Here is a 15866-nt window from a genome sequence, read left to right as displayed (position 1 = left end):
GCTGGCCGCTGCGGCAGGTCAGGCTATTACTTGACGCGGATGTCGTTTTTCACCGACTTCACGCCCTTCACGCCACGGGCGATTTCGCCCGCTTTGGCGGCATCGGCTGGCTGGGCAACGAAGCCGCTCAGCTGAACCACGCCCTTGAAGGTTTCAACGTTGATTTCCGTCGATTTCAGGGTAGGCTCATTGAAGATGCTGGCTTTCACTTTGGTGGTGATGGCCGCGTCGTCGATGTACTCGCCCGTGCCTTCTTTGGTTGGGGTCGAAGCGCAACCTGCAACGGCGAACAGGGAAGCGATGAACAGGCCAGTAGCGATAGATTTAGTGAATTTCATGGTTTTTTCCTTAGGAGTGGTCAATCAATGTGCTCACAATGAGCTTCTTATACCAGTGTGGTGACTGCGCGCCGGATGGCGTTCAGTAGCCAAACTGGGTTTTTGCAGCCTTGATACAGTCATCCTTGGCTGCGCCGGCCAATGCATCGCATTTTTCTGTCGCGACCTTGTACTCGGCTTTTCTTTTTGCTTCACGCGCATCGCTGCGCGCTTCGATGACCTTCTTGTCCGCCTTGGCGTCGGCCAGGGCCGCCACCTTGGTGGACTTGGCCAGCTTGACGCAGACATCCTTGTCGTTGCCTGTCAGCGCATTGCAGCGCGCCAGGTCGACGTCGTAGTTGGCATCGGCAATCTTGATGCGCGCCTTGGTATAGGCACGCAGGGTATTCGTATATTGCGCCTGGGCCACCGCTTCATCGTAGGCACGCACGGCCTTCGCTTCGGCGATGCAGACATCCTTCGGGTTGCCCGTGATTTTTTCGCACTCGGCATGCGCCAGCTTGTAATTCAGGCCCGCCTGCTCATTGGCTGCCTTGTAGGCAGCTTTCGCTTCCGGCGTGGCGGCCACTGCCTGGCCGCCCCAGGCGGCGCATGCCAGGCTGACGACGATGGCGGTGAAGAGCTTATTCTTGTTCATGTTGTATTTCTCCCTGGTGGCACCAAGCATGTCTGCTTGGCATGACTACCGTTTTACGTGGATAGTCGCCACTCTTCTGTACGCTGCCGTACACAAGTAATTTATTTTGAAAGCAGAAGGCAAACAGGGAGAAATAACAACGTTTTACTGGATCGCTCCAAGCCACAATGCCAGTTCGACCGCAAATAAGTGCGTGCGGCAGCGTACAGACCGGGGACAGGGGCCTGACTAAGATGGCACTACACCTTCACCTCGTCAGGAGAATAAAATGAAAACCAACGCCACCTTGGCTGCACTGATGCTCGCCGCCACCGCCGTACTGAGCGGTTGCGCCACCGGCCCTTCCCAGTCACAACAATATTACCCGGCCAACCAGCCTGAGTCCGCCATGTACGGCACCGTCGACTCCATCCAGATCGTGCAGGGCGGCGGCCAAACCAGCGGCGCCGGCGCCGTGGTCGGCGGCATCGCCGGCGCCCTGCTGGGCAATACCATCGGTTCGGGCGGCGGACGCACGGCCGCCACCGTGGCGGGCGCCGTCGCCGGCGGCGTGGTCGGCAACCAGGTGGAAGGCCGCAGGCAGCAAGCGCAGGCTTACCAGATCAGCGTGCGCCTCGACAACGGCGAATACCGCACCGTGGTGCAGGACAACGCGAATGACTTGCGTCCGGGCAACCGCGTGCGCGTCGTTGACGGCCGCGTCTACCGCTATTAATTTTCGGCGGAGCTTGCCAGCAAGCGTCCGCCATCCCGCATCCGTCGTACCATAACAAGGAGTTGCCATGGGCACCATCATTCTGATCATCTTGATCCTCGCCCTGGTCGGCGTCCTGCCTACCTGGCCGCATAGCCGCAACTGGGGTTACGGCCCCAGCGGCATCGCCGGCCTGGTCGTCGTGATACTGATCCTGCTATTACTGACAGGCAGGTTGTAAAAAAAGGCGCTTCGGCGCCTTTCTTATTTCAAGGAGGAAATATCATGACTATCCACAACACACTGTTGGCCACCCTGTTCGCCTGCAGTCTGGCGCCACTGGCACTGGCCCAGACGGCCGCGCCGCAGCCGGGCGACCCGCAACGCTGGTACCAGGAAGACAGCACGGCGCAAGCCCAGCTGCGCACCTTGCGCAAGGAAATCGCCGCCGCCCTGGCCGAGGCCAAAAAAGCCTGCCGTTCGGAACCGTCCGCCGCGCGCGCCAGCTGCCTGAAGGATGCGCAAGATACTTACCGACAAGACATGGCGAACGCGGAAAAACTGCGCGAGGCAGCCCATCCGCAGTGATGCGCATGTGATGTCGACGCGGCCGGATCAGGCCGCGTCGCGCTCGTAGGGCGGCAGTTCGTGCACCACGAGCGGCGTGTCTTCCGTGACAAAGGCGAGCCAGCCGGCCGCCTTGATCGCGCGCAAGCCGTCCTGGTAGCCCTGCTCCCAGCGCCACTCGATGGAGCCCTTGGAGAAATTGATATCCTTGGCCGCCATGTGCCAGTCGCGCCCCGCGTACGGCAGGCGCACGATGTGCATGGTGCTGTCGCAGCCCAGCGCCACCAGCTCTTCGGTCTGCTGGCGGTTGTGCGCCGTATCGGGCAGCTTGGCATACAGTTCGCGCAATTTGCGCTGCAAGGTGTGCGTATTGACATAGTCGGCGATATGCCGCTTCGAGCGCGACGCGAAGGTGACGTCCTTCTGCCGCGTCTGCACTTCGTCCAGGGTGGTCGGCTCCGGCCCTTCCGAGCTCCACAGGTCGACCATGAAGACCAGCGTGTCGACGTGGGGCGTGTCGTCGAGCACGGTTTCCAGCGGCGTGTTCGAATACAGGCCGCCATCCCAATACAAATCACCGTCGACGCGCACGCCGGCAAAGCCCGGCGGCAAGGCGCCGCTGGCGCGGATATGCTCGGCCGTCAGCGGCTGATGCTGGCTGTCGAAACTGGTGAGGCTGCCGCATTTGACGCGCAGCGCGTTGACCGTCAGGCGCATGCCGCCCGGCTGGTTCAGGTGATCGAAATCGACCAGTTCATCGAGGGTGCTGGCCAGCTCGCTGGTGTCATAAAAACTCGCCTCTTCCGGCTTGACGGCGATTCCTGCCGGGAACAGGCTGAAGGCACGCGGCTTGAAGAAGCCGGGCACGCCGCGCAGCACCGTATCGAGCGTGGCCAGCCAGATGTTCGAGCGGCGCTGCTGGTCGGACACCAGGTTCATGTCGATGCTGTCGCGGTGCGCGACGCGCTGCCAGAACTGTTTCAGGCGCACCAGCCTGTCCTCGTGCTTGTTGCCGGCCAATATGGCGGCATTGATGGCGCCGATCGAGGTACCCACCACCCAGTCGGGCGCCAGGCCATGTTCGTGCAGCGCATGGTAGACGCCGGCCTGGTAGGCGCCCAGCGCACCGCCGCCCTGCAGTACCAGCACGATGCGCAGGCGCGAGGGATTTAACTGATTGATCGGTGTCTTCGCATTCGTCATCAAGATGGCCCCCTGTGCACCGCGCGGCATGCGGCGGGTATCATTGTAAGGGATTGCTTCAGTGCGCGTCGGACCTTGGGTACGGGCAAAAAAAACGCCGTCGATGACGGCGTTTGCATGCAACACGGCTGGCGTTCAGCGCTTGCGGCGCAGCCAGCTGGCGGCAACGGCGGCCACGGCCAGGAGGACCAGGGCCGGCTTGACCAGCTTCTTGCGTCCGATGAACGATAGCGCCGTCAGCACGTAGGGCATGGCGCCTTGCAAACGCATGCCGCCCGGCGCCAGCAAGGACTCGACGCGGTGGCCGGCAAAGCCGACCGCCGTCTCGACCACACCCTGCAACAGCGATTCGGGACGCAAGGCATAACCCACGTTGGCGCGCGCATGCACGATGCCGACGCGGTACATTTCGCCCTGGGCGATCAGCAGGCGCTTGCGGGCGGCTTGCGCCACCAGTTTGTCGTTTTCCGACATGAATTCTCCTCGTAAGGCAGGCTGGACATGGCGGGCCCCGTGCCGGCACCAGTCCGGATGGTTCCCGCCAGCAGCTTACATCAGCATGTCGCGGTCGGCCTTCAATTCCGCCATGGTGGCGGGCATGGACAACTTTCCTTGACGCAGCATGGCGCGCGCATACATGACCAGCGCGATGGCCAGCAGTACGAACACGACCGTCATGATCGCCAGGATCTTCCAGCCCAGGCTATCCCAGGCCAGGAAGACGACCAGCACGCTGCCGTAAGCGATGGCGAACAAGCCCGCCACCGTCGCCAGCGCGAAAATGACCACCAGCTGCAGCATGTGATTGCGCACTTCCGACAGTTCGATGGTGGCCAGTTCCAGCCGCGACAACATCAGTCCGACGGCGTTCTTGGCCAGGCCGGCGACCGAGCCGATCAATCCCGGCCCCTGGTGAGACGAAGCAGACTTGTCCATATCGCTCCTGACAGTGGATTACTTGCGGCCCAGGATGAAGCCGACCAGCACGCCGACGCCAGCGGCGACGGCCACCGTGCGCCATGGGTTTTCCTTGACATAACCATCCGCCTGGGAGGCGAGTTGCTTGGTAGCAACGATGGCCGATGCTTGCGCTTCGTGCGCCTTGGCCAGCGCGGCGTCCAGGGTTTTCATGCCCTTGACGCGCACTTCATCGGCTTTTTCGCCGGTCAGGGCGGCAGCGGCGCTGAACAGGGCTTGCGCATCCTTGACCAGGGTTTTGACATCGTTATTAACGGTGGTGATATTGTTTTCCAACATGGTTTAGCTCCTTAGCTGTGGATGAATGTAGTTACTATACCTACTTTACTCAAAAACACTATTCCATTAGATCGCGCATATCATCGGCGTGCTCTTCCTCGACAGCCATGATCTTGATCAACAAATGGCGTGTGGTCGGGTCTTTGTCGCCAATTTTCACGATCATCTGGCGATACGACTCGATCGCCACGCGTTCCGCGATCAGATTCGCACGCACCATGCTTTGCACGTCTTCGGAGTCATCATACTCGGCATGGCTACGCGCTAGCAATGTTGCCGGATTAAAATCTGGCTTGCCATTCAATTGCACGATGCGTTCGGCCAGCCAGTCGGCGTGTTCCTGCTCCTGCTGCGCATGCTCCAGGAACTCGGCCTTGATGCCGCCGTTGTCGCGTCCGCTCACGGTGTAGTAATGGCGTTTATAGCGCGCAATACACACCAGTTCGGTGGCCAGCGCCCCATTCAGCAGGGTGATCAACTCCTGGCGATCGGCCTGGTAACCGGCCGTCACGGCGCCGTCGTCCAGGTTGCTGGCGGCCGCGCGGATGGCCGCCGTGTCGATGCCAGCTGGAATCTCAACAGATGTTTGGGTCATGATGTTTCCTTTCAAGTCTTGCATGGGTATCCACCGGCCAAGTGGCGGCCGGTGCTGCCTTTCTACTGCCGCGGCTTAACGGCGGGCGGGAATGGCCGTGTTATCTTCGGACAGGACGATTTCCACCCGGCGATTCAGCTGGCGATTCGACGCCGTATCGTTGCCGGCGGCCGGATAGGCGGCGCCGTAGCCTTTCGTGGCGATGCGGTCGCGGCTGATGCCTTGCTCCAGCAATGCATTGCGCACCGATTCGGCGCGGCGTTGCGACAGTTGCAGGTTATGCGCGGAGCCGCCCGTGCTATCCGTAAAGCCTTCGATCAGCACGGTGCGCTGCGGGTTGTTTTTCAGTACGTCGGCCAGCTTGCGCGCCGTATTCGTGCCATCGGCCGTCAGGTTTGCCTTGTCCGTGCCAAACAGCACGTCACCCAGGGTGATGACCATGCCGCGTTCGGTTTTCTTGGCGGCCAGGTCGGCCAGCTGCGCTTCGAGTCCGGCGGCGCGGGCTTGCGCATCGCGGGCCGACGCTTGAGCCGCTTGCGCCTGGGCCTTGGCCGCTTCCGCATCCGCTTGCGCCGACTGAGCGCGGGCCGTGGCCTGGTCAGCCTGCTGCGTGCGTGCATCGAGGCGCAACTGGTCGCGCTGCTTGCCGGCGTTGGCGATATCGGCTTCCGCTGCCTTCTGCTTGGCGACTTCTTGCGCCGTGGCTATCTTTTGCTTGGCCAGATAGGCCAGCTTGTCGACCTTTTCGCTATCATCCTGGCGCGTGGCGGCCGCGTTCGCCGCTTCCAGCGCAGCGCTCGCTTCGCGGAATTCGCGTGGCGCATAGGTCGACACGAGCGGGTTCGATTGCGCCGCCATGTAGTCGCCGCGCGTCTGGTCGAGCAGGCTGGTGGTGGTCGGTGCGGAGCTGCAGGCGGCAACTAAAGCGGCCATGGCCAGCAGGCCGGGAATGGTGGTGTAAGTAGCTTTTTTCATGATGGAATCCTGTTATTAGTTATTGTTGTTGTTGCTTATTGTTTTGGCGCTTGCTGATTGGCACGGTCGAGTTCTTCGCGCATGACGCGGATGTTCTCGTTGATCTCATCGGCGGCGCTGGTGGCCTTGGCCGAGTTGGCCTTGCTTTGCGCCAGCTTGGCATCGGCTTGCGCCTGGTCGGCCAGCTCGCGCGCCAGTTTGTAGTCGCGGTCTTTCAAGGCCTGGTTAGCCATGCGCATTTTTTCGCGGGCCGAACGCATTTCATCGGGTGCCAGTTCGGCGGCGCCGGCGCTGGCGGCGTTATCGACGGCGGCGCGCGACACGGCGACATCGGCCGTCGCAGGCGTTTTCAGGCTGGAGCAACCCGTCATCAGCACAACGGCGGTGAGGCAGGCGGCCAGAACGGTCAAGGGGGTTTTGATGGAATCTCGGTTTGTCATTTTTTTTCTCCTGGAGAATGTTAAGCGGTAGGTATCAACGTCGGTACATCTGGAATCAGGAACTGCGTTTGATGTATGACGTTATAGGCTCCGGCTCGCCACATATCCGTTCGGTGCCGCACATAGAGTAAGAAATCGACAATACTTGCAGGGGCAACGTGCGCCAGCGCACGTGCACGCCTGCAAAACCTGAAACGGGACCGGTTTTGTGGCGATTCCTGTAGCATCGTGTCTACTTGTCCAGAAAGAATCAGCTTATGCCGCTCTCCCGCCGCCAGAAAATCACCCTCGCCAGTGCCACCGTACTCATTGCCTTACCCGTCGTCGCCGCCGTCGCCCTGCTCAATATGGACTGGAACCGCGCCAAACCCTGGCTCAATGCGCGCGCCAGCGAAGCGCTGGGGCGGCCATTCGCCATCGAGGGCGACCTGGCGCTGACGTGGCAGCAGCCAGCTACGAGCGCGGGGCAAAAAACCTGGCGCGCCTACCTGCCGTGGCCGCACTTGCAGGCCAAGGACGTGCGCCTGGGCAACCCGAGCGCCATGGCAGGAACGGATGAGCCGGCGCAGCTGGCCACTGTCAGCCAGCTGGCGTTTTCGCTCAACCCCCTGGCCCTGCTGGACAAAAAAATCGTCATCCCGCAATTGCGCTTCGACATGCCGCAGGTGCGCTTGCTGCGCAACCAGGATGGCAAGAACAACTGGACTTTCGACAAGCAGGAGCAGCCGTCGCCGTGGCAGCTGGAACTGCAAAGCGTGGTCTTCAGCAAGGGCAGCGTGACCCTGGACGATGCCGTCACGCACACGGCGATGCGCGCCGACGTCGACACCATCGCGGACGATGCGCGCTACGGCATCGCCTGGAAGCTGTCGGGCAAATACCGCGGCGAAAGCATCCAGGGCGGCGGCAAGGCGGGCGGCGTGCTGTCGCTGCAGCAGCAAGGCACGCCCTTCCCCATCCAGGCCGACATGCGCGCAAGCGGCAGCAGCGTGGCCATCGAAGGCACGCTGACGCGCCCGGCGGACCTGGCCGCGCTCGACGTGCGCCTGAAACTGTCCGGGCCCAGCATGGCGCGCCTGTATCCCTTGACGGGCGTGCTGCTGCCGGAAACGCCGCATTTCAGCACGGAAGGCCATTTGACGGGCACCCTGGCGCCGCGTGGCGGCGAGTGGGTCTACGACCAGTTCAGCGGCAAGGTCGGTTCCAGCGACATCAGTGGCAAGCTGGCGTTTTCCGCCAGCACGCCGCGCAAGCGCCTGACGGGTGAAGTCCACTCGCGCCTGCTGCAATTTTCCGACCTCGGTCCGCTGGTGGGCGCCGATTCCAGCGCCAGCAAGAAGGAACGGGGCGTGCCGTCGACGCAGCCGGCCGGCCGCGTGCTGCCGGTGGAAACCTTCAAGACGGAGCGCTGGACCAGCCTGGACGCCGACGTGCGCTACACAGCCGATAAAATCACGCGCGATGCCGAGTTGCCAATCAGCAAGCTCGACACGCATGTGGTGCTGACGGATGGCGTGCTGTCCCTGACGCCGCTCAACTTCAACGTGGCGGGCGGCACCCTGACGTCGCAGATCAGGCTCGACGGCAGCGGCAAGGTCATCGCCAACGGCATCGCGGCTGAACTCAAGGCCAGCGCCCGCCATCTGCACATCCAGCAACTGTTTCCCCGCCTGCCCGCCCTGCAAGCGAGCGTGGGCGAAATCAATGGCGACGCGTCGCTGTCGGCCACGGGCAATTCCGTCGCCAGCCTGCTGGGCAGTTCAAACGGCGAAGTGCGCGCACTGATCAACCGGGGCAGCATCAGCAAGCTGCTGCTGGAAGAAATGGGCTTGAATATCGGCAGTATCGTGCTGACCAAACTGGTGGGCGACAAGCAGGTCAGGCTGAACTGCATGGCCGCCGATTTCGTCGTCACCAAGGGCTTGATGCGCACGCGCCAGTTCCTCGTCGACACGGACGATGCGGTGCTGCATATCGACGGCACGGTAAACCTGGCCAACGAGCAGCTGGACCTGACATTGCAGCCGGACAGCAAGGGCTTGCGCATCTTTTCGCTGCGCTCGCCCCTGTATGTGCAGGGCACTTTCAGCAAGCCCGACGTCAGCGTAGACAAGGGCGTGCTGGCCCTGCGCGCCGGCGGCGCCCTGGCGCTGGCCGTGGTGGCGCCCGTGGCCGCCCTGCTGCCACTGGTCAATACCGGTCCCGGCGAGGACAGCGAATGCGCAGCCCTGCTGGCCCAGGCGCGCGTCAAACCGGTGGCGCCCAAGCCGGGCAAGCCCGTGCGCAAGGCACGCTAAGCGTGGCGTGTGTGCTTTTACAATTGTTACACCCCTATGTGCGTTGCCGAACAGACCCTGCCTTGCCGCAATTCTATTCTGTGATCGTGCCTGAAACACGTGGCGACACGAAGTCCCACCGGCCCATATTATGCCGGCGCCACGAGGTCCGAATTCATAGGAGAACTATCATGCAAATCATTAAAAAAATCGCCGCTACCACTTCCGTTGCCGCTCTGCTGCTGAGCTTGACCGCTTGCGCCAACATGTCGGGCCAGGATAAAAACACGGCCATCGGCGCCGGCATCGGCGCAGTGGCCGGTTCCGTGCTGACCGGCGGCAGCGCCGTCGGCGCGGTCGGCGGCGCCGCCGTCGGCGGCGTGATCGGCAACCAGGTCAAGCCGAAGTAATTGGCGCGCAAAAAAGCGGGGTGGGTGCTCAGGCGCCCGCCCCGCTTTTTTGCGTCCGCGGCACAAGGATGCGGAAGATCAGACGAAGACGTTGGCCATGCCGATGGGGCCGCTGTCCTTGACCAGCGCGTAGCAGCGGCAGGAGACGGCTTCCAGGCCGGCCGAATCGAGGATTTCGATATTGCCGCGGCTGTAGGTGATGAGTTTTTGCTGCTGCAGCGCGCTGGCCGCCTTGGTCACGCCGACCCGCCGTACGCCCAGGGTGTGGGCAAGGAATTCATGCGTCAGGTGAAATTTTTCCGACTGCAGGCGGTCGCGCGTGATCAGCAGCGAACGGGCCAGGCGTGCCTCGAGCACGTGAAAGCGGCTGCACACGGCAATCTGGATGGCTTGCGCCAGCAAGGTGTCCGTGTAGCGGTACAGCAAACGCTGCAGGGAATCGAGCTGGGCGAACTCGGCGCAGAACTCGGCCCGCCCAATGCGGCTGGCCGTACCGGAACGTTGCACCACGGCACGCACTTGCGCCAGGTCATGGCCCAGCGCGACGGAAGCGCCCAGCACACCTTCGCGGCCGACGGAGCCCACTTCCAGTGTCATGCGCCCTTCCGCCACGGCCAGCAGCGAGATCAGGCAATCGCCGGGGAAATAGATGTAGCCGATAGGCTGGCCCGGCTCATACAGCACCTCGCCCACCTCGACCGTGACGCTCTCGAACAGCGCCGTCAGGTGCCGCAAGTCGTGCTCGGGCAGGCTGGCCAGCAAACGGTTACCGGCAGCGAGCGCGCCCGCAGGCGTGCCCAGGCCGAATCGGCCTGCATCGCGGGACAGGGTCATGCTGGCGTTCGTTGGTGGCATTGCTTTTCCTTGGTGTCGTTACAACTCGACATAATTTTTACTTAGCCTACGGTGCAGTACCGTGCCTGTATGTACGGTGACGCACGGAAGCGGGGCACGCGGCACAGCACACTGGCTGCATGCACGGATAACACGCACTACCCATTTCATTATTTCAAAAAAACCAAGGAGCTCTCCATGACTACCACGACCAAATCCCTCCATCCGCTGGTGCTTGCCGCCGCTGTCGCCGTCCTGCTGTTTTGCGGCGTGGGCACGGCGGCCCTAATGGGCTGGCTGCCCTCGTCCCAGCGCGATGCCCAGCCACTGGCGGCCAGCACCTCGGCCGAACAGCTGGCCAGCCTGCAGGCGAACCAGCCGCAAGCGAACTTGCAGCCTGCCAGCGCGCAAGCGCTGGCGGCCCTGCCGCCGCAGCAACAGCAGCAGCAACCCGTGCGCCAGCCGCAACAGCAACCACAGCAGCAATACGCGGCAGCCGCCCCTGCGCCGCAGGTGTGCGGCAATTGCGGCGTGATCGAAGCCATCCATGAAGTCAATACGCGCGCCGAAGGCAGCGGCGTGGGCGCGGCCGGCGGCGCCGTCGTCGGCGGCTTGCTGGGCAACCAGGTGGGCGGCGGCCACGGCAAGCAGCTGGCCACCGTGCTGGGCGCCGTTGGCGGTGCCGTGGCCGGCAACCAGATCGAGGGCAGCGTGCGCGCCACGCGCAGCTACAACATCGTCGTGCGCCTCGATAACGGCAAGACGCGCACCGTGCACCAGAGCGCCGCGCCGAACTGGCGCCAGGGCGACCGCGTGCGCGTCGTCAACGGCGCCTTGCGCGCCATCGGCTAAGCGGCTGGCGGCTGGCGGCTGGCGGCAAGTAGGCCGCTCGCCAGCGTGACAAATCCAATACACGCCCGGCCTGTCCGGGCGTTTTCTTTTTGATCATGTTCGTTGGCGTACAGATGAGTTTTCCATCCCGCGAGATGATGCACTCAGGAAAGTTCAACGAGTATCTTCAAGGAGCTGCGATGGAAAATGACAAGGCAGGCAACAAGCGGATCTGGCTCGGCTTTATCGGAGCCGGCATCCTGGCCACCGCGCTGGGTTTCTGCGCGCTGGACCTGGCGCCATTGCAGGCGAGCGCGCCCGTGTTCGGCGTGATGCTGCTGCTGACCGGCGGCATGGTTAGCTGCCTGGCAGGCGCCGTCGGCATGGCCGGCATGCTGGCCTGGATACCGGGCATGGCAGATGACCACGCTGACCGGTCCCGATAGTTGATCCTTGTGTACGACAGCGTACAGAACTCAAGCGAAACAAAGTAGACACTTAGTCATGGCATCAGCGTTCAGCGACCCAATCGCCGCGCAATGACAAAAAACCGATGACGGCGCCACGCGCCAGCGCTGCAAGGCCATGGCAGTCGCCGTCATCCACACATTACTCTCGGAGGACATATCATGCTGTATACAATCGCCGTCGTACTCATTATTCTTTGGCTGCTGGGCCTGGTAACTTCCTTTACCATTGGCGGCTTCATCCACATCCTGCTGGTGGTCGCCGTGATCATGGTGCTGCTGCGCCTGATCAGCGGGCGCGGTTTATAGCCCAGGCCGTTAGCCTGGCCTGACAAGAGCGGCGCGCGTGCAAACGGGCGCCGCTCTTTTACCGCCTTTAGCGACAGTGGGCACGCACTGGCAAGCAGCTGTATTTTGCAGTAACGTGTACGGGTAGTCCTGGGTATGTCCCAATAACAAAACAAGGAGAAAATCCATGAAAGAAACATTCAAAAAAGGCCCTGGCGCCAAATCCCTGATCGGCATGCTGGTGATCGCATTGGCCGCCAGCGGCTGCGCGGATATGTCCTCGACGCAGCGTGGCACGGCCACGGGCGCCGGCATCGGCGCGGGTCTGGGCGCCTTGATCGGCGGCACCACCGGTGGCGGCAGCGGCGGCCGTACGGCCGGCGGCGCCCTGCTCGGCGCGGCAGCGGGCGCCGTGGTCGGCAATATCTGGTCGAACCGCATGGAAAACCAGAAGCGCGCGATGGAACAAGCGACACAGGGTACCGGAGTGCAAGTGTCGCAGACGGCCGATAACCGCCTGAAAATGGAAATCCCCAGCGATATTTCCTTCGACACCAATCGCGCCGACATCAAGGGCAACTTCCGCCCCATCCTCGACCGCTTTGCCGCCACCCTGAATGAAAATCCGAACACCACGGTCAGCATCATCGGCCATACGGACAGCACGGGCAGCGCTTCGATCAACGAACCGCTGTCGGTGGAACGCGCGGCCCACACGCGCGACTACCTGGCCATGCGCGGCGTGTCGCCAACGCGCATCGTCACGGAAGGCCGCGGCGCCCGCGAGCCGATCGCCTCGAATGCGGACGCCTCGGGACGCGCACGCAACCGCCGCGTGGAAATCTACGTAGCCGAAATGGCACCACGCTAAGTCGACACGCATCAATAAAAAACCCGCCGGCAAGGTGACTTGCCGGCGGGTTTTTTTCATCTAAAACAGCTTATTTCGCCGTCGTTGCCTTGGCGCCGCTGTCGCCTTCTTTCGCCACCTTGGCAAAATCGCCCGCCGTCACGATCGACACGGCCGATGGCTTCAGGTACTCGCGCAAGCCCTGGTTCACTTGCGCCAGGGTCAAGGCGGCCACTTTCGTTTCCAGATCCTTGTCGTAAGCCATGGTGCGGTCCTGCGCCAGGTAGCCGGCCAGTTCGCGCGCCAGGCCGCTATCCTGCGTGCGGCCCACTTCCTGCGATTGCAGCCAGCCCTTCTTCGCCTCGGCCAGTTCCGCTTCCGTGAAGCCGTCGGCCAGCACCTTGGCGATTTCTTCGCGCAGGGCCGCTTCCACCTTGACCGTGTTTTGCGGCGCGCTGATGGCGTACGCCATCCAGTAGCCGGCCGGCTCGCGCGACGGGATGCTCACTTGCGAACCGACGCCGTACGACAGGCCTTCCTTCTGGCGGATGCGGTCGGCCAGGCGGCTGCGCAAGGCGCCGCCACCGAGCATGTGATTGGCCATCAGCAAGGCCGGATAGCTGGCGGCGTCATCCTTGAGGGGAATCGGCTGGATGGCGAACAGCACGCTATTCGCCTTGTCCGGCGTTTCCAGGGTGACTTTTTCGCCGCTGACGGGCTTGACGGCGTCGGGAATGCGCACATACGGCTGCTGCGCCTTCCAGCTGCCGTACAGGCTGGCCACTTGCGCCTTCAGCGCGGCCGGGTCAAAGTCGCCCACGGCGGCAAAGGTGGCGTTCGACGCGCCATAGTAAGCGCCATGGAAGGCTTGCACATCGGTCACCTTGATGGCTTTCCATTGTGCCAGTTCAGCCGGAAGAGTGGCCACGTGGCGCACATGGCCTTCCGGCGTGGCGTCGAGCAAGCGACGGAAGGCGTTCACGGCCAGCGGCTGCGGTTCAGGCAATTCCTGCTCCGCGCGGCCGACTCTTTCGCGCTGCAATTCCAGGAATTCCGTTGCGTTCAGGGCCGGCTTTTGCAACACTTGCGCCAGCAGGTCCATGGCGGCCGGCAAATTCTCGCGTTTGCCCATCAGCATCGCGGTCACGCCCTCGGCGCCGCCCGTGATCGCCACTTGCGTACCCAGCTGGTCGAACTTGTCCTTCACTTCCTGGCGCGACAGTTTATCCGTGCCGCGCGACAACAGATTCGCCGTGTAGCTGCCCACTTGTCCCTTGCCGCGCAAGCTCTCTTCGCTGCCGAGTTGCAGTTTCAGCACGACGCTGACGGTGCTGCCCTTGGTTTTCTTCGGCAGCAAGGCGCCCTTCAAGCCGTTCGGCAAGGTGAAGCGCGTGGTGCGCGCCTCGATATTGTCGGGGCTCGGGTCGAACGCTTCGCCCTGCGCCACCACGGCGCGGCCCGTGTAGCCGGCCAGTTGCGGCGCCACGTCGGCGTAGGCCGGCACGACGGTGCGGTCCGGTGCATCGGTGGGGATGAAACGGCCCAGGGTGCGGTTCGAGCTCTTCAGGTATTTCTCGGCCGCCGCCTGCACCTGCGCCGTCGTCAGCTTGTCGAGCTGGTCGCGCTGCAGGAAGAACAAACGCCAGTCGCCGGCCGCCAGCGATTCCGTCAAGGCAATCGTCAGGCGCGCCGTGTTCGAGGTGGCCAGTTCGATCTGCTTGTTCAATTGCTGCTTGACGCGCGCCACTTCCGCATCCGTGATCGGCTGCGACTTCAGCTCTTCCAGCACTTTCAGCATGGCCGCCTGCGCCGCATCGAGGTTGCCATCGACGGGCACCAGCGCGCCGAACAGGTTGTAGCCCGGCTCCAGGTTGCTCACCGAGTTGTATTCGATCTTGCTGGCCAGCTTGGTTTCCACCAGCGCCTTGTGCAGGCGGCCGGCCGGCGCGTCCGTCAGCACGTGGCCGAGCACCTCGATGGCGACGGCGTCCGGGTTGCCGGACGGCGCCACGTGGTAGCCGGCGCCGACGAATTGCGTGCCGCCGCTGCGGCGCACCGTCACGGCGCGCTCGCCATCCTGCACCGGTTCGGCCGTGTAGGTCGGTTCGATCACGCGCGTGGGTTTCGGGATCTTGCCAAACAGGTCATGGATCTGTTGCAAGACCTTGGCTTCATCGAAGCGGCCCGCCACCATCAGCACGGCATTGTCTGGTTGATAATATTTATGATAGAACGCGCGCAAGCGGGGAATGTTGACTTGCTCGATATCGGAACGGGCGCCGATGGTCGACTTGCCATAGTTGTGCCAGTCGTAGGCGATGGCCTGGATGCGTTCGCTCGTCACACCGATCGGATCGCTCTCGCCCATTTCGAACTCGTTGCGCACGACCGTCATTTCCCCTTTTTGCGTCTTCGGGTTCCACAGATCGTTCTGGTCGATGGCCGCGTTGACCATGCGGTCCGCTTCCATGGCCAGCATCTGGCGCAGATTGTCGTCGTTGGCGGGGAAGGTGGCGTAGTAATTGGTGCGGTCGTACCAGGTGGTGCCGTTGAACTGCGCGCCCGTCGAGTTCAGGATCTCGACGGGGGTTTTCGTGCCCTTCTTGATGCCGAAGTTGGCGCTGGGCTTGAACAGCAGGTGTTCCAGCAAGTGGGCCATGCCCGTTTCGCCATAGTTTTCATGCCGCGAACCGACCAGGTAGACGATGTTGGTGGTCAGGGTCGGCTTGCTGGCATCGGGGAACAACAGCACGCGCAAGCCATTGGCCAGCCGGTATTCGGTGATGCCTTCGACGGACGTGACCTTGACGGCGGCGCCGCGGTTGGGTGCGGCCTTGCCGGCTTTCTGGGTCGGTGCGGCTTCCACCGGGGTGGCGGCCAGGATGAACGACGGCGACAGGATGCCGGCGGCAAGCAGGAGAGCGGTAATTGGTTTCAAGTCAGAGTCCCGGTAACACTACGATATAAAGATGCGAAAGATGCGCAAGCGCAATGCGATACAAACGCAAGGATTGCCATGGGCCCGCGCTGCGTCTTCGCTGCCCAGGGAAATGATTGCTCTCACAATTTACGGCATACTTATCAGTTACGCAAGTCCCTGTCATCAAGCTGTTATGTGCCCGTGTTATACTCGCGCTTCCAGAACTATCTGCCTGTATATGAGACGAGCTCTCGTCCTACTCTGCCTTTTTGTTTTCATCGCCT

General features: G+C 62.7%; 20 protein-coding genes. 9 read left to right on the top strand and 11 right to left on the bottom strand.

Annotated features, from left to right (window positions below; all coding sequences use genetic code 11):
- Window positions 1–26: 26 nt before the first annotated feature.
- Both ACP7DW_RS24430 and ACP7DW_RS24425 read right to left on the bottom strand, forming a co-directional pair.
- Window positions 27–338, bottom strand: a complete 312-nt coding sequence (locus ACP7DW_RS24430; RefSeq protein ID WP_071078641.1) for a BON domain-containing protein — start codon at window positions 336–338, stop codon at window positions 27–29.
- A gap of 82 nt (window positions 339–420) precedes the next feature.
- The gene (locus ACP7DW_RS24425) at window positions 421–975 is read right to left on the bottom strand and encodes a hypothetical protein (RefSeq protein ID WP_071078642.1); all 555 of its coding nucleotides are present in this window, start codon (window positions 973–975) and stop codon (window positions 421–423) included.
- A gap of 268 nt (window positions 976–1243) precedes the next feature.
- Between ACP7DW_RS24425 and ACP7DW_RS24420 the strand changes: the two genes are divergently transcribed.
- From ACP7DW_RS24420 to ACP7DW_RS24410, 3 genes are all read left to right on the top strand, one after another.
- Window positions 1244–1690, top strand: coding sequence for a glycine zipper 2TM domain-containing protein (locus ACP7DW_RS24420; RefSeq protein WP_070278587.1), 447 nt, complete (start codon window positions 1244–1246; stop codon window positions 1688–1690).
- A gap of 67 nt (window positions 1691–1757) precedes the next feature.
- Window positions 1758–1910 carry a DUF3309 family protein gene (locus tag ACP7DW_RS24415; RefSeq protein ID WP_010396415.1) on the top strand — a complete coding sequence of 51 codons (153 nt, stop codon included), beginning with the start codon at window positions 1758–1760 and terminating at the stop codon, window positions 1908–1910.
- A gap of 44 nt (window positions 1911–1954) precedes the next feature.
- A complete protein-coding gene (locus tag ACP7DW_RS24410) occupies window positions 1955–2257 on the top strand; it encodes a hypothetical protein (protein WP_426056995.1) in 303 nt (100 codons plus the stop codon).
- A gap of 27 nt (window positions 2258–2284) precedes the next feature.
- On the opposite strand, the gene ACP7DW_RS24405 is transcribed toward ACP7DW_RS24410, so the two are convergent.
- The 7 genes from ACP7DW_RS24405 to ACP7DW_RS24375 form a co-directional block, all read right to left on the bottom strand.
- Entirely contained in the window at window positions 2285–3469 is a 1185-nt protein-coding gene (locus tag ACP7DW_RS24405) for a patatin-like phospholipase family protein (protein WP_426056996.1), read from the bottom strand.
- A gap of 105 nt (window positions 3470–3574) precedes the next feature.
- Complete coding sequence (locus ACP7DW_RS24400) at window positions 3575–3913, bottom strand: hypothetical protein (protein ID WP_426056997.1); 339 nt, start codon at window positions 3911–3913, stop codon at window positions 3575–3577.
- Window positions 3914–3988: 75 nt separating this feature from the next.
- Window positions 3989–4375 (bottom strand): phage holin family protein, encoded by a 387-nt coding sequence (locus ACP7DW_RS24395; RefSeq protein ID WP_298409171.1) that lies wholly within the window; start codon window positions 4373–4375, stop codon window positions 3989–3991.
- An 18-nt stretch (window positions 4376–4393) separates the two neighbouring features.
- Window positions 4394–4696 (bottom strand): DUF883 family protein, encoded by a 303-nt coding sequence (locus ACP7DW_RS24390; RefSeq protein ID WP_034786336.1) that lies wholly within the window; start codon window positions 4694–4696, stop codon window positions 4394–4396.
- Between the two features lie 58 nt (window positions 4697–4754).
- Window positions 4755–5291, bottom strand: a complete 537-nt coding sequence (locus tag ACP7DW_RS24385; protein ID WP_071078647.1) for a ferritin-like domain-containing protein — start codon at window positions 5289–5291, stop codon at window positions 4755–4757.
- Between the two features lie 75 nt (window positions 5292–5366).
- Window positions 5367–6266, bottom strand: a complete 900-nt coding sequence (locus ACP7DW_RS24380; protein WP_426056998.1) for an OmpA family protein — start codon at window positions 6264–6266, stop codon at window positions 5367–5369.
- A gap of 35 nt (window positions 6267–6301) precedes the next feature.
- Complete coding sequence (locus ACP7DW_RS24375) at window positions 6302–6706, bottom strand: DUF4398 domain-containing protein (protein ID WP_298409162.1); 405 nt, start codon at window positions 6704–6706, stop codon at window positions 6302–6304.
- Window positions 6707–6963: 257 nt separating this feature from the next.
- Between ACP7DW_RS24375 and ACP7DW_RS24370 the strand changes: the two genes are divergently transcribed.
- Together ACP7DW_RS24370 and ACP7DW_RS24365 are read left to right on the top strand one after the other, a co-directional pair.
- Window positions 6964–9003 carry an AsmA family protein gene (locus tag ACP7DW_RS24370; protein ID WP_426056999.1) on the top strand — a complete coding sequence of 680 codons (2040 nt, stop codon included), beginning with the start codon at window positions 6964–6966 and terminating at the stop codon, window positions 9001–9003.
- Window positions 9004–9173: 170 nt separating this feature from the next.
- Entirely contained in the window at window positions 9174–9392 is a 219-nt protein-coding gene (locus ACP7DW_RS24365; RefSeq protein WP_010396384.1) for a glycine zipper 2TM domain-containing protein, read from the top strand.
- A gap of 78 nt (window positions 9393–9470) precedes the next feature.
- Here ACP7DW_RS24365 and ACP7DW_RS24360 read toward each other — a convergent pair whose 3' ends face one another.
- Entirely contained in the window at window positions 9471–10247 is a 777-nt protein-coding gene (locus ACP7DW_RS24360; RefSeq protein ID WP_426057000.1) for a Crp/Fnr family transcriptional regulator, read from the bottom strand.
- A 177-nt stretch (window positions 10248–10424) separates the two neighbouring features.
- Between ACP7DW_RS24360 and ACP7DW_RS24355 the strand changes: the two genes are divergently transcribed.
- The 4 genes from ACP7DW_RS24355 (at window position 10425) to ACP7DW_RS24340 (ending at window position 12683) form a co-directional block, all read left to right on the top strand.
- Window positions 10425–11078 (top strand): glycine zipper 2TM domain-containing protein, encoded by a 654-nt coding sequence (locus tag ACP7DW_RS24355; protein ID WP_426057001.1) that lies wholly within the window; start codon window positions 10425–10427, stop codon window positions 11076–11078.
- A gap of 113 nt (window positions 11079–11191) precedes the next feature.
- Window positions 11192–11503, top strand: a complete 312-nt coding sequence (locus ACP7DW_RS24350; RefSeq protein WP_426057002.1) for a hypothetical protein — start codon at window positions 11192–11194, stop codon at window positions 11501–11503.
- Between the two features lie 183 nt (window positions 11504–11686).
- Window positions 11687–11833, top strand: a complete 147-nt coding sequence (locus ACP7DW_RS24345; RefSeq protein WP_298409150.1) for a lmo0937 family membrane protein — start codon at window positions 11687–11689, stop codon at window positions 11831–11833.
- 214 nt (window positions 11834–12047) lie between these two features.
- Complete coding sequence (locus ACP7DW_RS24340; RefSeq protein WP_298409187.1) at window positions 12048–12683, top strand: OmpA family protein; 636 nt, start codon at window positions 12048–12050, stop codon at window positions 12681–12683.
- Between the two features lie 70 nt (window positions 12684–12753).
- Here ACP7DW_RS24340 and ACP7DW_RS24335 read toward each other — a convergent pair whose 3' ends face one another.
- A complete protein-coding gene (locus tag ACP7DW_RS24335; RefSeq protein ID WP_426057003.1) occupies window positions 12754–15600 on the bottom strand; it encodes a M16 family metallopeptidase in 2847 nt (948 codons plus the stop codon).
- Between the last annotated feature and the right edge of the window lie 266 nt (window positions 15601–15866).

Origin of the sequence: Janthinobacterium sp. PSRC1-1 (assembly GCF_049897525.1) — a bacterium.
Lineage (GTDB): Bacteria > Pseudomonadota > Gammaproteobacteria > Burkholderiales > Burkholderiaceae_D > Janthinobacterium > Janthinobacterium tructae.
This window is presented reverse-complemented; position numbering and strand designations above follow the sequence as displayed.

What these genes read in the sequence shown, in the direction of transcription:
- ACP7DW_RS24365 (WP_010396384.1), top strand. Translation starts at nt 9,174, where the DNA reads ATGCAAATCATTAAAAAAATCGCCGCTACCACTTCCGTTGCCGCTCTG.
- ACP7DW_RS24345 (WP_298409150.1), top strand. Translation starts at nt 11,687, where the DNA reads ATGCTGTATACAATCGCCGTCGTACTCATTATTCTTTGGCTGCTGGGC.
- ACP7DW_RS24415 (WP_010396415.1), top strand. Translation starts at nt 1,758, where the DNA reads ATGGGCACCATCATTCTGATCATCTTGATCCTCGCCCTGGTCGGCGTC.
- ACP7DW_RS24350 (WP_426057002.1), top strand. Translation starts at nt 11,192, where the DNA reads ATGAGTTTTCCATCCCGCGAGATGATGCACTCAGGAAAGTTCAACGAG.
- ACP7DW_RS24385 (WP_071078647.1), bottom strand. Translation starts at nt 5,291, where the DNA reads ATGACCCAAACATCTGTTGAGATTCCAGCTGGCATCGACACGGCGGCC.
- ACP7DW_RS24420 (WP_070278587.1), top strand. Translation starts at nt 1,244, where the DNA reads ATGAAAACCAACGCCACCTTGGCTGCACTGATGCTCGCCGCCACCGCC.
- ACP7DW_RS24410 (WP_426056995.1), top strand. Translation starts at nt 1,955, where the DNA reads ATGACTATCCACAACACACTGTTGGCCACCCTGTTCGCCTGCAGTCTG.
- ACP7DW_RS24390 (WP_034786336.1), bottom strand. Translation starts at nt 4,696, where the DNA reads ATGTTGGAAAACAATATCACCACCGTTAATAACGATGTCAAAACCCTG.
- ACP7DW_RS24360 (WP_426057000.1), bottom strand. Translation starts at nt 10,247, where the DNA reads ATGCCACCAACGAACGCCAGCATGACCCTGTCCCGCGATGCAGGCCGA.
- ACP7DW_RS24425 (WP_071078642.1), bottom strand. Translation starts at nt 975, where the DNA reads ATGAACAAGAATAAGCTCTTCACCGCCATCGTCGTCAGCCTGGCATGC.
- ACP7DW_RS24355 (WP_426057001.1), top strand. Translation starts at nt 10,425, where the DNA reads ATGACTACCACGACCAAATCCCTCCATCCGCTGGTGCTTGCCGCCGCT.
- ACP7DW_RS24340 (WP_298409187.1), top strand. Translation starts at nt 12,048, where the DNA reads ATGCTGGTGATCGCATTGGCCGCCAGCGGCTGCGCGGATATGTCCTCG.
- ACP7DW_RS24400 (WP_426056997.1), bottom strand. Translation starts at nt 3,913, where the DNA reads ATGTCGGAAAACGACAAACTGGTGGCGCAAGCCGCCCGCAAGCGCCTG.
- ACP7DW_RS24395 (WP_298409171.1), bottom strand. Translation starts at nt 4,375, where the DNA reads ATGGACAAGTCTGCTTCGTCTCACCAGGGGCCGGGATTGATCGGCTCG.
- ACP7DW_RS24430 (WP_071078641.1), bottom strand. Translation starts at nt 338, where the DNA reads ATGAAATTCACTAAATCTATCGCTACTGGCCTGTTCATCGCTTCCCTG.
- ACP7DW_RS24370 (WP_426056999.1), top strand. Translation starts at nt 6,964, where the DNA reads ATGCCGCTCTCCCGCCGCCAGAAAATCACCCTCGCCAGTGCCACCGTA.
- ACP7DW_RS24375 (WP_298409162.1), bottom strand. Translation starts at nt 6,706, where the DNA reads ATGACAAACCGAGATTCCATCAAAACCCCCTTGACCGTTCTGGCCGCC.
- ACP7DW_RS24380 (WP_426056998.1), bottom strand. Translation starts at nt 6,266, where the DNA reads ATGAAAAAAGCTACTTACACCACCATTCCCGGCCTGCTGGCCATGGCC.
- ACP7DW_RS24405 (WP_426056996.1), bottom strand. Translation starts at nt 3,469, where the DNA reads ATGCCGCGCGGTGCACAGGGGGCCATCTTGATGACGAATGCGAAGACA.